12 protein-coding genes are annotated in these 15,604 nt (G+C 61.6%); 9 read left to right on the forward strand and 3 right to left on the reverse strand.

Annotation, left to right across the window (positions count from 1 at the left end):
* Positions 1–41: 41 nt before the first annotated feature.
* From MQW23_RS14310 to MQW23_RS14325, 4 genes are read left to right on the forward strand one after another with little or no spacing between them, the layout of a single operon-like run.
* The gene (locus MQW23_RS14310; RefSeq protein WP_252108871.1) at positions 42–1,964 is read left to right on the forward strand and encodes an extracellular solute-binding protein; all 1,923 of its coding nucleotides are present in this window, start codon (positions 42–44) and stop codon (positions 1,962–1,964) included.
* A 30-nt stretch (positions 1,965–1,994) separates the two neighbouring features.
* Positions 1,995–3,068 (forward strand): microcin C ABC transporter permease YejB, encoded by a 1,074-nt coding sequence (locus MQW23_RS14315; RefSeq protein WP_252108872.1) that lies wholly within the window; start codon positions 1,995–1,997, stop codon positions 3,066–3,068.
* Between the two features lie 2 nt (positions 3,069–3,070).
* Complete coding sequence (locus MQW23_RS14320; RefSeq protein WP_252108873.1) at positions 3,071–4,141, forward strand: ABC transporter permease; 1,071 nt, start codon at positions 3,071–3,073, stop codon at positions 4,139–4,141.
* Positions 4,134–5,726 carry an ABC transporter ATP-binding protein gene (locus tag MQW23_RS14325; RefSeq protein WP_252108874.1) on the forward strand — a complete coding sequence of 531 codons (1,593 nt, stop codon included), beginning with the start codon at positions 4,134–4,136 and terminating at the stop codon, positions 5,724–5,726. The genes MQW23_RS14320 and MQW23_RS14325 overlap by 8 nt, the downstream gene beginning before the upstream one ends.
* A 198-nt stretch (positions 5,727–5,924) precedes the next feature.
* Here the strand turns inward: MQW23_RS14325 and MQW23_RS14330 are convergent, their stop codons facing one another.
* On the reverse strand, positions 5,925–6,629 hold the full coding sequence (locus MQW23_RS14330) for a pseudouridine synthase (protein WP_252108875.1): 705 nt from the start codon (positions 6,627–6,629) through the stop codon (positions 5,925–5,927).
* The gene (locus MQW23_RS14335) at positions 6,629–7,444 is read right to left on the reverse strand and encodes an amidohydrolase (RefSeq protein ID WP_252108876.1); all 816 of its coding nucleotides are present in this window, start codon (positions 7,442–7,444) and stop codon (positions 6,629–6,631) included. Before MQW23_RS14335 ends, MQW23_RS14330 begins: the two co-directional genes overlap by 1 nt.
* Before the next feature lie 76 nt (positions 7,445–7,520).
* Between MQW23_RS14335 and rarD the strand changes: the two genes are divergently transcribed.
* The gene (gene rarD, locus MQW23_RS14340; protein ID WP_252108877.1) at positions 7,521–8,423 is read left to right on the forward strand and encodes an EamA family transporter RarD; all 903 of its coding nucleotides are present in this window, start codon (positions 7,521–7,523) and stop codon (positions 8,421–8,423) included.
* On the opposite strand, the gene MQW23_RS14345 is transcribed toward rarD, so the two are convergent.
* The gene (locus MQW23_RS14345; RefSeq protein ID WP_252108878.1) at positions 8,420–10,048 is read right to left on the reverse strand and encodes a methyl-accepting chemotaxis protein; all 1,629 of its coding nucleotides are present in this window, start codon (positions 10,046–10,048) and stop codon (positions 8,420–8,422) included. The two genes, rarD and MQW23_RS14345, sit on opposite strands and share 4 nt — an antisense overlap.
* Before the next feature lie 220 nt (positions 10,049–10,268).
* Between MQW23_RS14345 and MQW23_RS14350 the strand changes: the two genes are divergently transcribed.
* The 4 genes from MQW23_RS14350 (at position 10,269) to MQW23_RS14365 (ending at position 15,601) form a co-directional block, all read left to right on the forward strand.
* Positions 10,269–11,240, forward strand: coding sequence for an IclR family transcriptional regulator (locus MQW23_RS14350; protein WP_252108879.1), 972 nt, complete (start codon positions 10,269–10,271; stop codon positions 11,238–11,240).
* A gap of 46 nt (positions 11,241–11,286) precedes the next feature.
* Positions 11,287–12,441: an acyl-CoA dehydrogenase family protein gene (locus MQW23_RS14355; RefSeq protein ID WP_252108880.1), complete on the forward strand. Its 1,155-nt coding sequence runs from the start codon at positions 11,287–11,289 to the stop codon at positions 12,439–12,441.
* Positions 12,438–14,555, forward strand: coding sequence for an acetate--CoA ligase family protein (locus tag MQW23_RS14360; protein ID WP_252108881.1), 2,118 nt, complete (start codon positions 12,438–12,440; stop codon positions 14,553–14,555). Before MQW23_RS14355 ends, MQW23_RS14360 begins: the two co-directional genes overlap by 4 nt.
* An 86-nt stretch (positions 14,556–14,641) precedes the next feature.
* The gene (locus MQW23_RS14365; protein WP_252108882.1) at positions 14,642–15,601 is read left to right on the forward strand and encodes a Bug family tripartite tricarboxylate transporter substrate binding protein; all 960 of its coding nucleotides are present in this window, start codon (positions 14,642–14,644) and stop codon (positions 15,599–15,601) included.
* The last annotated feature ends 3 nt before the right edge of the window (positions 15,602–15,604 follow it).

Consider the following 15,604-nt stretch of genomic DNA (forward strand, 5'->3'; position numbering starts at 1 on the left):
AGGCGGCTGCGTGGTGACTTTTAACCTCAAGGACATCCTCGATGCGAAGCGGTGTGGCCTTTGAAAAGAGCTTTTGGATAAAGCGCTTACGGGTAAAGAGCTTGCGCGCACTGGCGCTTACCGTCTGCGCGCTGGCGCTACCGGCGCTGGCGCAGAGCGAGCACGTACCCCAGGCGCTTCTGGACGAACCCGAAAGCGAGATGGTCGAAACCACTCACGCGCTCTCGCTCTACGATAGCCCTGAGCTTGACGACGGCTTCGCCTACTTTCCCCACGTCAACCCTCAGGCGCCGAAAGGCGGCTCTATCGTTCACACCGCGGTGGGGTCGAGCTTCGATTCCACCAACCCGTTCATTATTCGCGGCACGCCCGCCACCGGCGTGAGCAGCTACGTTTACGACACGCTCATGGCGAGCAACCCGAACGAGCCCTTCAGCCTCTACGGACTTCTCGCCGAAGGCGTGCGCCTGGACCCGGACCGCGAGTGGATCGAGTTCGACCTGCGCCCGGAAGCGCGCTTTCAGGACAACGAGCCGGTCACCGCCTACGACGTGGTGTTTACGTTCAACCTGCTGCGCGAAGAGGGCAACCCGTTTTTTGCCAGCTACTACGCGGGTGTCTCGAACGTGATAGCCCAGAGCGAGCATCAGGTACGCTTCGAGTTCAGCGACACCACCTCCCGCGAGCTTCCGCTGATCGTGGCGCAGCTGCCGATTTTGCCGCGCCACTACTGGGAGCCGCGGGATTTCACCTCGCCAACGCTCGCCGCTCACCCGGGCTCCGGGCCCTACCGCATCGGCGAGGTCGACCCGGGCCGGCGCATCGTCTTCGAGCGCGATGAGAACTACTGGGGCAAGGACCTGCCGGTCAATATCGGCCGCTACAATTTCGATCGCATCGTCTACGACTACTACCGCGACCGCGACATCGCTTGGGAGGCGTTCAAGGCGGGGCTGATCGATTTTCGCGAAGACGCTCGCGCCGCGACCTGGGCGATCGGCTACGACTTTCCCGCCTACCGCGAGGGGCTGATCAAGCGCATCACCGTGCCGGACGTCAACCCGGCGATGATGCAGGCGTTCGTCTTCAACCTGAAAAAAGAGAAATTTCAGGATCCGCGGGTGCGCGAGGCGCTCGCGCTCACCTTCGATTTCCCTTGGCTCAACACCAATATTTTCTACAACGCCTACCAGCGCACCGAGAGTTACTTCCAGGACTCCGAAATGGAAGCCACGGGCCTGCCCTCGGCAGACGAGCTTGCACTTTTAGCACCACACCGCGACGAGCTTTTGGCCTCTCACGGCTCTGACCGCCTGTTTACCGAGCCGCTACCGATGGCCGAGCCTACTGCGCTTCGCGAACGCCTGCGCCGGGCGCTCACGCTGTTACGCGAAGCCGGCTACGAGGTGGTGGACGGCGAACTGATCCATCGTGAAACCGGCCGGCCGCTGCGACTGGAAGTGCTGATGTATGACGCGGCGCTCGAGCGTGTAGTGCAGCCGATGCTCAGGAACATGGCCAGACTCGGTATCGAGACCTCGATGCGTATCGTCGATATCAACCAGTACCTGAACCGGGTGCGCAGCTACGACTACGACATCGTCATCAGCCACTACCCGCAGTCGAACAACCCAGGCAACGAGCAGCGCGACTACTGGACCAGCGCGGCCGCCGAAGCGCCGCAAAGCCGTAATCGCATGGCGCTGGCGCACCCGGCGGTGGACGACCTGATCGATCACATCATCTCGGCCTCCGACCGCGAGGAACTCGATACCGCGACCCGGGCGCTTGATCGCGTTCTGCGCTGGGGCTTTTATGCCATCCCGCACTACTACTCCGGCGAGACGCGCATCGCCGTGTGGGACAAGTTCGGCTATCCGGAGCCGTTTCCCGCCTACGCCATGGACCTCGACGCCTGGTGGGTGGACCGCGAACGCGAAGCCCGGCTCGAGCGCCATCGCTAGGGCTTTTACGACTACCTCCAGGAGCGCACCGTGGCCCGCTACACTCTTCGCCGACTGCTGTTGATGATCCCCACGCTGCTGGGGATCATGCTGCTCAACTTCATCATCGTACAGGCCGCTCCGGGCGGGCCGATCGACCAGATGCTGGCGCGCTTCGAAGGCGCGAACGCAATGGCCAGCACGCGCCTGGACATGGGCGGCGCCGATATCCAGGTCAACGACGACTCCCGCGGGGCGCGAGGGATCGACCCGCGCTTCATCGAACAGCTCGAGCAGCAGTTCGGCTTCGACAAGCCCGCCCACGAGCGCTTTCTCACCATGCTGTGGGACTACGCACGGCTGGACTTCGGCACCAGTTTCTTTCGCGACCGGCCGGTCATCGACCTGATGGTCGAGCGCCTGCCGGTGTCGATTTCGCTCGGGCTCTGGTCGACGCTGCTGGTTTATTTGATCTCGATCCCGCTGGGCATTCGCAAGGCGCTGCACCACGGCTCGCGCTTCGATGTGTGGAGCTCGGGGCTAGTGATCGTGGGCTATGCCATCCCCGCCTTTCTGTTCGCGATTCTGCTGATCGTGGTGTTCGCCGGCGGCAGCTACCTGGACTGGTTTCCGCTACGCGGACTCACCTCCCCCAATTTCGACGAGCTCACAACACTTGGCAAAATCAAGGACTACTTCTGGCATATCGCGCTGCCGGTGGCGGCCACCGCTATTGGCAGCTTCGCCACGCTTACCATGCTGACCAAGAACAGTTTTCTCGACGAGATTCACAAGCAGTACGTGCTCACCGCCCGCGCCAAAGGGGCAAGCGAACACCGCATTCTCTACAGCCACGTGTTTCGTAACGCCATGCTGATCATCATTGCGGGGCTTCCTGCAGCGCTGATCGGCATTTTCTTCACTGGGGCCCTCTTGATCGAGGTCATCTTCTCGCTCGACGGGCTGGGCCTGCTCGGCTTCGAGGCGGTGATGCAGCGCGACTACCCGGTGATTTTCGGCACGCTATTTCTCTATACCGTCATCGGTCTGATTCTAAAGCTGGTGTCGGATTTGACCTACGTCTGGGTCGATCCGCGTATCGACTTCGCGACCCGGGAGTCCTGACCATGGCCGCTGCCCACCGCCTATCTCCCATTACCCGGCGCCGCCTGGCGGCGTTTCGCGCCAACCGCCGTGCGCGGGTCTCGCTCTGGATCTTCGGCCTACTGTTCATTGTAAGCTTAGCCGCCGAACTGATCGCCAACGACAAGCCGCTGGTCCTGCACTTCGATGGCCAGTGGTACGCCCCGCTTTTGGTCGACTACCCGGAAACCGAGTTCGGCGGCTTTTTGCCGACCCGCACCGACTACCTCGACCCCTTCATTCGCGAGCAGATCGACGAGAACGGCTGGGCGCTGTGGCCGCTGATTCCGTTCTCCTACCAGACCCTCGACATGCAGATGAGCCGGCCCTCGCCGGCACCGCCGGATTCGCGCCATTGGCTGGGCACCGACGACCAAGGCCGCGACGTGCTGTCCCGGGTCATCTACGGCTTTCGTTTATCGGTGGCATTCGCCCTGGTGCTCACCGCCGGGTCGATCGTGATGGGTGTGCTCGCCGGCGGCGTGCAGGGCTATTTCGGCGGCAAGGTGGACCTGATCGGCCAGCGAGTTACCGAGATCTGGTCGGGGCTTCCGGTGCTGTTTCTGCTGATCATTCTGGCAAGCTTCGTGCAGCCCGGCTTCTGGTGGCTGCTGGGCATCATGCTGCTCTTTTCCTGGCTGGGGCTTGTCGATATCGTGCGCGCCGAGTTTCTGCGCGCGCGCAACCTGGAGTACGTGCGCGCGGCCAAAGCCATGGGGTTACCCTCACGGCTCATCATGTGGCGCCACGTGCTGCCAAACGCCATGGTCGCCACGCTCACTTTCATCCCGTTTCTGTTCACCGGCGCCATCGGCACACTGACCGCGCTGGATTTTCTCGGCTTTGGCCTGCCGCCGGGCGCGCCATCGCTTGGCGAGCTCGCAGCCCAAGGCAAAAACAACCTCCACGCGCCCTGGCTTGGCATCACCGCCTTCATGACGCTTGCCATCATGCTTTCGCTTCTGGTCTTCATCGGCGAGGGCTTAAGAGACGCCTTCGATCCGCGCCACGTCAGCCACGGTGCCACGCCCGCCCCGGGAGCCTCGCATGCCTGAACCGCTTTTTCGCCTCGACAACTTCAGCGTTGCCTTCGATGGCCAGCCGGTGGTGGAAGGGCTTTCGCTCGAGGTTCAGCGCGGCGAGACGCTGGCGATCGTAGGGGAATCCGGCTCGGGCAAATCGGTGTCGGCGCTGGGAGCGATCGACTTGCTCCCCGCCAACGCCCGGGTGAGCGGCGAACGCTGGCTGGAGGGCACCGACCTGAACCGCCAAAGCAAAGCGCAGTGGAACGCGCTCAGAGGCAGCCGCGTAGGTTTCGTGTTTCAGGAGCCAATGACCTCTCTGAATCCGCTGCACCGCATCGGCAAGCAGTTGGGCGAGACACTGCGCCTGCACCAGGGATTGAGAGGCCAAGCCGCCCAGCGGCGCGCGAAGGAACTTCTGGAGCAGGTCAAATTGCCCCGCGCCGACGAGCTTTTGAATGCTTGGCCGCACCAGCTCTCCGGCGGGCAGCGCCAGCGGGTTATGATCGCCATGGCGATCGCCAACAACCCGGCCCTTTTGATCGCCGACGAACCCACCACCGCGCTGGATGTGACGGTACAGCAGGAAATTCTGGCGCTATTGAAAGCGCTTCGCGACGCGCACGGCATGGGCATGCTGTTCATCACCCACGACTTGAACCTGGTGCGCCGCTTCGCCGAGCGAGTGTGCGTGATGAAGGCGGGCCGCGTCGAGGAGACCGGCCGCGTGGGGGAGGTTTTCCGCCACCCGCAAAGCGCCTACACCCAAGCACTGATCGATGCCGAACCCGCCGGGCGACCGGTGCCGGTCAGCGCCACCAAGCCGCTTTTGCGGGCCCGCGGGCTCAGCGTGCGCTTCGAGCGCCCTGCCGCCGGGCTCTTCAAACGAAAGCGCCCCGCCTTCGAGGCGGTCAAAACGGTGGATCTCGACATCGCCCCGGGGGAAACCCTGGGCGTGGTGGGCGAATCTGGCTCCGGCAAGACTACGCTGGCCTCGGCGATCATGCGCCTGGTGCCCTCCCAGGGCGAGATCACCCTGGGCGAGACGCCGCTTGGCACGCTGGATGGCAGCGCCCTGCGTCGCGAGCGTCGCCGCCTGCAAATGGTGTTTCAGGACCCTTACGGGGCGCTATCACCGCGAATGCCGGTATTCGATATCGTCAGCGAAGGCCTGCGCTTTCACTACCCGGAGCTCCCCAAGGAAGAGATCGCGCGCCGCGTGGCGCATACACTCAAGGAGGTGGGCTTGCCCGAAAGCTGCGCCGCCCGCTACCCCCACGAGTTCTCCGGCGGCCAGCGCCAGCGCATCGCGGTGGCTCGTGCCATCATTCTGGAGCCCGAGCTTCTGGTGCTGGACGAGCCGACCTCGGCGCTGGACCGCACGGTGCAAAAGCAGCTTATCGCGCTACTGCGTGAACTGCAGGCCCGGCGCCAGCTCAGTTACCTGTTCATCAGCCACGATTTGGCCGTGGTGCGCGCCATGGCGCACCGCGTCATGGTGCTGAAGGATGGCGAAGTCGTCGAACAGGGCCCCACGCACGAAGTGCTGGCAAGCCCCCAGCACGCCTACACCCGCGCGCTGCTCGACGCCGCTCAGCTCGAACCGCAGGAGATTTAGCGGGCGCTGGATTGGCGGCTTTTCTTTGAGCCGCTTGTCCACCCAACGCTTTTAACTACCGGTTTTCCAGATCGTCATAGCTTGTCACACGATTACTACTCCAAAGCTCGTTATCTTCTGTAAAACCAAACAGAAAGATAACGGTATAAAAAACGCTCCCTAAGGAGCGTTTGGGCTGACACCGACATAAACCCGACATCAAAAGCGGTCGATTTCCTCCGCCGTCAGCTCACGCCATTCACCCGGGGCGAGCTCGTCGGGCAAGGCGATCGGCCCAATCGACTGACGATGAAGCGCTTCCACCCGGTTGCCGAGTGCAGCGAACATCCGTTTGACCTGGTGATAGCGCCCCTCGGTGATCGAAAGCGATGCCTGCGTCGGGCTCAAAAATTCGAGTGTCGCCGGCGCGGTGGGCGTTTCGTCATCATCGAGCAGCACGCCTTCGGCGATTTGCGCAACGGCGCGCTCTGCCGCGGCCCCTTCGACGGGCTCGGCAAGCTCAGCGATATAAACCTTGGCACAGCGGTGCTTCGGCGAGGTGATGCGGTGGGCCCACTGCCCGTCGTCGGTCAACAGCAAAAGCCCGGTCGTATCCACGTCAAGCCGCCCGACCGGCTGCAGCCGGTCGGCCTTGGGAAGCTCGATCAAGTCAACGGCGCGCGGGTAGAGCCCGCGCCGCGCGGTGCATTCGACCCCCTCGGGCTTGTGGAGCATCACGTAGCGAAGCCCGACCAGCGCCAAGCGTTCGCCGTTCAATTCGATGACATCCTGGGCGGTATCGACATGGATCGATGCCTGCTTGACCGGCTCGCCATTGAGCGTCACTTCGCCGTTTTTGAGCGCGCGCTTGGCCAGGCTTCGTGTAAGTTCGGTGGTTTCACTGAGAAAACGATCCAGACGCATTACTGACCGACTCCCGGCAGCAGCTCGAAGCGGTCCGCGTCCTGCCAAGCGGGAAACTTCTCGCGAAATTCATCGAGGGCGGTTTTATCGAGCACTCCGGTGTCGATGAACGCGCTATTGGCGGGCCGGTCGATAAGCGGCTCGCCCTTGAAGTCGACCAGCATCGAATCGCCGCTGTAGGCGAGCCCCTTGGCATCTTCACCGACGCGGTTGACGCCGATTACGTAGCTCAGGTTCTCCACCGCGCGGGCCTGAAGCAGCGTGCGCCAAGGGTTGCGTCGCGGGGCCGGCCAGTTGGCCACGCACAAAAGCGCGTCGTACTCGAAGTGCTCGCCCTCGCCCGGCTGCTGGCGCGACCAGACCGGGAAGCGCAGGTCATAACAAACGCTGAGCAGAATTTTAAATCCCTTGAGCTCGACGAGCTTACGCTCGCGGCCCATTCCGTAGCGTTCGTGCTCACCAGCCATGCGAAACAGGTGGCGCTTGTCGTAATAGTCGACCTTGCCGTCCGGGGTGGCCCAAATCATACGGTTGTAATACTCACCGTCATCGACGATCGCCACGCTCCCGGTAATCACGCAGTCGCGCGCCTTCGCCTGCTCCAAAAGCCAGGTCACGCTCTCGCTCTGCGCCATGGGCTGGGCCATGTCGCGGGAGTTCATGGTGAAGCCGGTGGCAAACATTTCCGGCAGTACGATCAGGTCGGTATCGCGACCGTCGAGTTCGCCCAGCAGCTCTTGAAGGTGGGCGTGATTGGCTTTTGGGTCTTCCCAGCGCAGATCGCACTGAACCAGGCTCGTTTTCAACTCGGCCATGGGATATCTCCTTGTCACTCTGCCGATGTATTCAATATTGTGTGATAGATTAGCATTTTTTGATAATGAGGCCGTCATGCTCTCTGCACCCGCGCGCGATCCGGAAGCCGTTAAAGGCGTCACTTTTGGGCTAACCGCCTACGTGCTGTGGGGCTGCTTTCCGCTCTATTTCGCGCTGTTTGAAGGCGTACCCGCCTTTGAGGTGTTGATTCACCGCATCGTCTGGTCCTGCGTGTTTTTGATCGGGGTGATTACACTGCTCAAGCGCTGGTCGCCGGTCATGAGCGCATTGAGAGCGCCCAAGCGGCTGGGGCGGGTGTTGATTTGCGCAGTGTTGATCGGCGCCAACTGGGGCCTCTATATCTACGCGGTGGAAAGCCACCAAGTGCTGCAGGCAAGCCTTGGCTATTTCTTGACGCCGCTGGTCAACGTTGCGCTCGGAGTGATCGTGCTGCGTGAAACGATGGCCAGAACGCAGCTCGCCGCCCTCGGGCTTGCGAGCATCGCCATCGTCATCCAGCTTTTGACGTTGGGCGAGCTCCCTTGGATCAGCCTGATGCTGGCGCTGAGCTTTGGAAGCTACGGGCTCTTTCGCAAGCAAGTACCCTTGGACGGCCTTTCGGGGCTGTTCGTCGAAACGCTACTGCTTTTGCCGCTGGCACTGCTCGCACTGACCTGGCTCAGCGCCCAAGGCGCTTCGCACTTTCTGGTGGATGCGCCGACGAGTGCGCTGTTGATCAGCTGTGGTGTCGCCACGGCGCTTCCGCTTTTGGCCTTTGCCGGCGCTGCCCGGCGGCTGCGCCTGTCGACCATCGGCTTTTTGATGTACATCAACCCTAGCATGCAGTTTCTGATAGCGTTGACGGTGTTCGACGAGCCGCTCGGCACCATCCAGCTCATTACGTTCATCATGATCTGGCTAGGGCTTGCGCTCTACTCCTGGTCTTCCTGGCAGTCACGTCCGCGCGCTGGCGCTTAACTTAATGAGGCAACCGCCATGGGCCTGGGCTCTTTGCGGTGCTCGTGTTCGGTGTGCTCGGGTGGATAGCCCACGCGAAAACCGCCCCAGTGCTTGCCGTTGACGAAGATCGGCACCGACAGGTCATGCATGATCTCGCCAGTATCGCGCCGGTACGTTTGCAGCAGTAGCGGCTGGGTATGAGCGCCGCAGCGCTTGCCCGTCGGGTCGTCGAAAATTCGCTTGCTGCGGCAATACTTCAGATCGTGGGCCGGGTCGCCGGTGGGTGTACGACTCACCGCCGCGTTGTGAGTGGGTACGTAACCCTGCCGGTCGCAGGCGATGGCGTAGTTCACCCCCAGCGCCTTCAGCAGCGGCTCTTGAAGCGCGGGCAGGTGGGCATCGGTGAAGGTATCGAAGCCGGTTCGGTAAAGCGTTGGGTTGGTATCAGGTACCGGTTGGTACTTCTGGGCAAACAGCGCCTCTCGGGTGAGTTCACCGCGGGCGATCGCTTTTTCAAACAAAGCCTGGATGCAATTGGCACTGTCGCGCGCGGCGGCGAAAACCGCCTGATGGCGACCGTGCAGGCGCTGCTGGGCAAGCTCGCCATCCACACCTTCGGCGGCGGCCATCAGCTCACGCGCCTGAACCGCCAGGTCGTGCATATCGCGATTTCCCTCGTCGACATCGCGCTCGAGCTGGGAGAGCGTTCGGGTCACCGTCTCGCTATGGGCCTTCGTGCTCTCCATCGACTGGGCCACCCCGCCGATCTCCTCCCCGACGTCATCGAATTCGCGAGTCGTTTCATCAAGCCCTATTCCTACTGCTTGCATGCCTTTGGAGCGTTCGCGAACCCGCGCCATGAGATCGTTCATGGTCGAGATCACCCGCTGACCGCTCTGGTGCATGTCGCGCACCAGCTCGTCTACTCGTTGGGTTGCTTCAGAGCTCTTCTGCGCCAGGCTTCGCACTTCGCCGGCCACGACGGCAAAACCGCGGCCATGTTCACCGGCGCGGGCCGCCTCGATCGACGCGTTGAGCGACAGAAGATGCGTTTGCTCGGAAATTGCTTCGATCATTAATGTCACACTACGCACTCGCTCGATCCGGTCGTTAAGCGCGGCCAGCTCGTCCAGCGCCTCGACGGACTGCTTCGCCACGTCGTTCATGTCTTCGACGATCGCCGACAGACTCGACTGATGGTGATGGCTTGCATGGCGCGCCTTTTCGGCGAGCTCGGCGACCCGCGTCGCACTGGCGCTGACCTGTAAAATCGTTGCGTTGATCGACGCCATGCTGGACGCCGCTTCGCTGGCCATGCGCTCCTGGTTAAGCAGCCGCTTATCCATCAGATCGGCGGTGTGCGAAACCTGCGCCGAGGCAATCGCCGTACTGCTGGCTCGTCCCATTAGCCGGTAGGCCATCGCCTTGAGCGAGATATAGTCGGCAAGCGCCTTCAAATGTCGTAAACGCGTCGGCACAGGGTGTCGTGCACCCAATACCCGCTTAAACGCATTCGAAACCAAGAGTGCGCCCGCCAATCCGCCAACGACCGGCGCCGCGTAGACATAAGCAGCGTCTAGTGTCACCAGCCAAAACGCGAGTACCGTTAACGCAACGGGGATCAGCCACTCAATCAGCCGCATGGATCATGCTCCTTAGGCTCAAACGTCTTCATGAAATTGCGGCAACTTTTTCCAGCTCATTAATGCTCAAATTTACCCGCTTTAGAGCCTGAGAGAAGTAACACTTTGGGAGTAAATATCCTTCGTTTTATTAGCTAACAGAGTTTTCGCTAACGGGTTAGTAAAAACATTTGCACAGCGAAAAAATTACGCTTAACGTAATCGAATACGGAGAACGTAAATGAAAGCAGAAAAAAACCGACTTCAATCGCTCTCGAGAGCGCTGGACGTGCTTGAACTGGTCGAAAGCGCCGATCAGCCGGTGTCGCTGACCGATATCGCCAAGGCGCTCGATGAAGCCACACCCATCGTCTTTCGCGCGCTGGAAACCCTTGAAGCACGTGGCTACGTGCACAGGCGCCCCAACGATAAACGTTACCTGCGTCTGGCGCCCTCGTCGGGCCATAGCGCCATACGCCGCTCCATTGCGCTAATGCGCGCGCTAGCCTCGACGGACAACCGGGGGTCGGGAACGCCGTGGCTTGCTACTCAAACCGGGCTCGAACCCCAGTTGGTCGACGAGCTTTTGGCCACGCTCGTCGAAGAGAACATGGTCGAGGCGCTGCCCAACGGTACCGAGTGGCGCCTGGCCTACTCGCTGCTCGAACTGAGCCGGCCGCTGCTCAACGGCAACGAGCTTGCCCGTATCGTTGGGCCTGCCATGCAGCGCCTGCACGCCGATACCAGCGAGACCGTGTCGCTTTTCAATCTGGCCGGTCACCACCAGGTGCTTTCGGCGGTTCTGCCAAGCCCCCACCCACTGCGCTACGTGCTCGATATTGGAAGCTCGTTTCCACTTCATCTGGGCGCGGCCGGCAAGGCGGCGCTCGCCGGTATGGAGAGCCCTGAGGTGGAGGCGCTGCTGGCGCGCGATGACCTTGTCAGACTGACCGACTACGTGCCCGATAGGGACCGGCTTCGCGACGAGCTCGCTGCCACGCGCCAGCGCGGATACGCACTCTCCTTCGGCGAGCGCGTCGAGGGTGCAACGGCAGTGGCCGCGGGCGTGCGCGACGCCTCGGGCAGAATGCGCGCGGTGCTCAGCTTGATGATGCCCTCTTCCCGGGCGCCTGCGGACAAGGCCCACGCGCTCGGCGAGCGTCTGGTCAGAGAGGTTGACGCCATTTACATACCGCCGCTTGCATTCGAGTGATGCCGCAAGCGGTTTGTATCGCACAACAATCACAAGGAGAGACTTGATGATACGCGACCAGCAACGCCTGGATGCCCTACTGGCGGACGTTCGCCGCTGGGTGAGAGAGGTAGCCATTCCAAGGGAAGCAGAGGTCGAAGAGCTCGACCGAGTGCCGGACGATCTGGTCAAAGAGATGCGTGAGCGCGGCTTCTTTGGCTGGAGCATTCCCGAAGAGTTCGGCGGTTTGGGGCTCACCACCGAAGAACTAGTGCGTGGCGCACTTGAACTCTCGCAGTGTTCGACCGCCTTTCGCGCGCGGGTGGGCACCAACACTGGCATAGGCTCCGAGGCGCTGGTCGCGGATGGCACCGAGGAGCAGAAAAAGCGCTATCTGCCCAAACTCGCCTCGGGAGAGATGACGGGCAGCTTCGCGCTCACCGAGCCCGAGGCAGGCTCCGATGCCACGGCGCTTACCACTTCGGCGGTGCGCGAAGGCGATCAGTACCGGCTTAACGGTCAGAAGTGCTATATCACCAACGGCCCGATCGCCGATTTGTTCACGGTATTGGCGCGTACCGATCCAAACGACCTGTCCAGTCGCGGCATCAGCGCCTTTCTGGTCGAGCGCGACACACCCGGGCTGACCACGGGCAAGCCTTACAAAATGATGGGACAGTCCGGCTCGCCGGTATCGGAAATCCATTTCAATGATTGTTTGGTGCCTGCGGCAAATCTGATTGGTGGGCAGGAAGGCGTCGGTTTCAAGACGGCGATGAAGGTCCTCAACAAGCAGCGACTTCACTTGGCGGCGCTATGCACGGGCCCGGCCATTCGCATGCTTGACGAGGCCACGCGTTTTGCACGAAAGCGCCAGCAGTTCGGCCGTGCGGTCGCTGATTTCCAGCTCGTGCAGGCACTGATTGCCGATTGCCAGACAGAAATTCACGCCGCGCGCGCCTTGATCCTGCAGACCGCCCGAGAGCGTGATGCCGGTGAGGACGTCAAGATGACCGCCTCGATGTGCAAGTACTTCGCCTCTGAAATGTGTGGCCGGGTCGCCGATCGCGCCGTGCAGATATTCGGGGGCGCCGGCTACGTCGCGGACTACAGCTGCATCGAGCGGCTCTATCGCGACGTTCGCCTGTTCCGCCTCTACGAAGGCACCAGCCAGATTCACCAGCTCAATATCGCCCGCCTAACGCTCAAGGAGTCGCCATGAGTACGCCTAACGATTCGAATACCCCGCCTCGCTCGTTGAAGCGGCTGTTCGAGCCCCGATCCATCGCGGTGGCGGGCGCCTCTACCAACCTGGAGTCGATCGGCGGACAGCCTATCAAGCACCTGCTCGACGCGGGCTATGCGGGCAATATTTATCCTATCAACCCAAAATACGACCGTGTGGCTGACCTGGTCTGCTATCCGAGCATTGATGACCTGCCCGAGGCGCCGGATGTCATTGTCATCGCCGTTGCCGCAAACCGCGCTCTCGATATGATCAAGGCGGCCGGTGAAAAGGGCATCCCCTACGCTATCGTGTTCTCATCCGGGTTTGCCGAAACCGGCGATGAGGGCCACGCCGCCCAGGCCGAGCTTCGCAGCGTAGCCCGCGCTGCGGGAATCACACTGATCGGCCCCAACTGCCAAGGGTTGATGAACATTGCCGAGAACATTCGCATCGGCTTCGGCACCCCCTACTCGCTTGATTATCATAAAGGCGGGGTTTGCATGAGCTCGCAGTCCGGCGCGTTCGGCAACTCCCTTTTGATGGCGCTCAGCGACGAAGGCATCGGGTTTCGCCACTACATCTCGACCGGCAACGAAGCCCAAACCACCTCGCTCGACTGCCTTGAGTATTTCATCGACGACCCGCAAACCCAAGTGGTGACCGGCTATGTCGAAGGCTTCCAGGATGCCTACCGGCTGCGTCAGCTAGGCCAGAAAGCACTGGCCAGCAACAAGCCCGTAGTACTCTGGAAGGTGGGCAACAGTGACGCCGGTGCCCGCGCTGCCTCGTCACATACGGCGAATCTGGCCGGCGCCTCTACCTATTACGAAGCGGCGTTTCGCCAGTTCGGCATCGTCAGTGCCAACGATGTCGGCGACATGGCGGACTGCGTGCGGGCACTCCTGACCAACAAGCGACCCAAGGGAAACGGCGTAGCGGTGCTCTCCGTCTCGGGCGGTGCCGGCATCGCCATGGCCGACCGTTGCGCCGAACAGGAGCTGACCCTACCGGACTTCAGCGAGCAAACGCTCGACGAGCTGCGCCCGCTACTCCCGGGCTTTGCGAGCCTTTCGAATCCGATGGACATCACCGCCGGCGTGCTTTCCGACCCGTCCAGTTTCGCCACCGCGCTGCGGGTAGTGATCAAGGACCCGGCCGTTGACATGCTTGGGCTCTGCCTCGCTGCCCTATCGGGCAAAGTGGCTACGCTCATCGCCGAGGAGATCGCCCAGGTCGCTGCGGAGTCCGATGTTCCCATTCTGGTTGCCTGGAACGCGCCAACTGGCACCGCCGATGACGCTTACCGAATCCTCGAAGACGCCAATATTCCGCGCTATGGCTCGCCGGTTCGCAGCGCCCGGGGCTTTGGTGCCATCTGGCGCTTCACCTCTGCCGCGCTCGCACAACACGAAACCGCAAAGGTTCGTCCTCATCAAGCGCCGGACAATGCCAAGCCACTCAACGAATACAGCGCCAAGCAGCTGCTGCAAACCTATGGCCTGCCAGTCACTCGGGAAGTGGTGGCATCCAACGCAAACGAAGCGGTATCGGCGGCGCAAGAGATCGGCTACCCCGTGGTGATGAAGATCCTTTCAAAGGATATCGCGCACAAGTCGGATGCGGGCGGCGTACTGGTCGGACTCGACAGCGACGAGGGCGTTCAGGAAGGTTTCGAGCGACTGGCCCGCCTGCCCGCCACCCTTGGAGAGAATATCGCCTTCGAAGGCGTACTGATTCAGGAAATGGTGAGCGGTGGCACTGAAGTGATCCTGGGGGCGGTCAACGATCCAGGTTTCGGCCCGGTGATCATGGTGGGAGCCGGCGGCGTCTATACCGAAGTATTCGAGGATGTAGCGTTCGCGATTGCCCCCATCAATCGACGCCAGGCTCAGGACCTGATCGACAGCACGCGTATCAGTCGCGTACTGCGAGGCGCGCGAGGCCGCCCGCCCGGCGATATCGAAGCGCTGGTCGATACTCTCGTACAGCTCTCCGAACTGGCCATGGCCGAGTCGGAGCGATTTACCGAGATCGACATCAACCCGTTGATCGTACTACCAGAAGGAGATGGTGCGCGGATCGTCGATGCGTTCGTTCGCACAAGCTAACCCAAATCAGTCTGTCGCATAGCGTTTTACCACTACTGCAGGTTTTATCTACAACACAACAACGAACGCCATAGTGGAGCACAAAAATGAAAACCGAATTCAAGAACAACACACGCCGTTTGCTCACAAGCCTTGCGCTCGTGGCCATTGTGCCGCTGGCCTCGGCCCAGGACTATCCCAACAAACCGGTCAAGGTCATCGTGCCGTTCCCCGCCGGCGGCAGTACCGATCTGATGGCCCGCGCTACGGCACGCGAACTGGCCGAAACGCTGGGTCAGAACGTGGTGGTCGATAACAGGGGCGGCGGTGCCGGTACCATCGGCGTTGCGGCGCTGGCCCGCGAGCGGCCGGACGGTTACACCCTGGGAGTCGTGCCGGCGGCAACGCTTGTCAACCAACCGCATATGCGCAGAACGCCCTACGATCTGGATCAATTCGACTACATCTGCCAGCTTTTCTCGAGCCCCATGGCGCTGGCAGTCAAGCCGGACTCACCCTTCGAGAATCTCAATCAGTTGGTCGACTACGCCAAGGAGCATCCTAACGAGCTGACCTACGGTACGCCGGGGCCTGGAACGTTAATGCATCTGGCCATGGAGCAGTTCCTACAAATTGCCGATATTGAACTCGAGCACGTCCCCTTCACCGGCGATGCGCCCGCAGCGACCGCTTTGCTGGGTGGCCATATCGATCTATACATGTCGATGACCAACGTGGTCAACGATCGCGGGCTCGCGTCTATCGGTGTGTTCAGTGAGGAACCCGCGCCATCGCTGCCCGAGGTCGAAACCGCCATTGAACAGGGTTACGACATCACCGCTGCATGGTGGGGCGGTCTGGTTGCGCCCCAAGGGCTCGAGGACGGGGTCAAGAGCCGGCTCGTTGAAAGTTGCCAAAGTGTCGTCTACGCGGAGCGTTTCGCACAGACCCTTGAGGATCTGGGAGCCGACGTTCACTTTCGAGACCCGGACGATTTCGAAGCGTACGTTCGCGGTATTTCCGAGACCAACGCGCAACTGATCGAAACCGTTTTCAAGGGAGAGTGAAAA

Origin of the sequence: Halomonas sp. S3-1-1 (assembly GCF_023757625.1) — a bacterium.
Classification (GTDB): domain Bacteria; phylum Pseudomonadota; class Gammaproteobacteria; order Pseudomonadales; family Halomonadaceae; genus Vreelandella.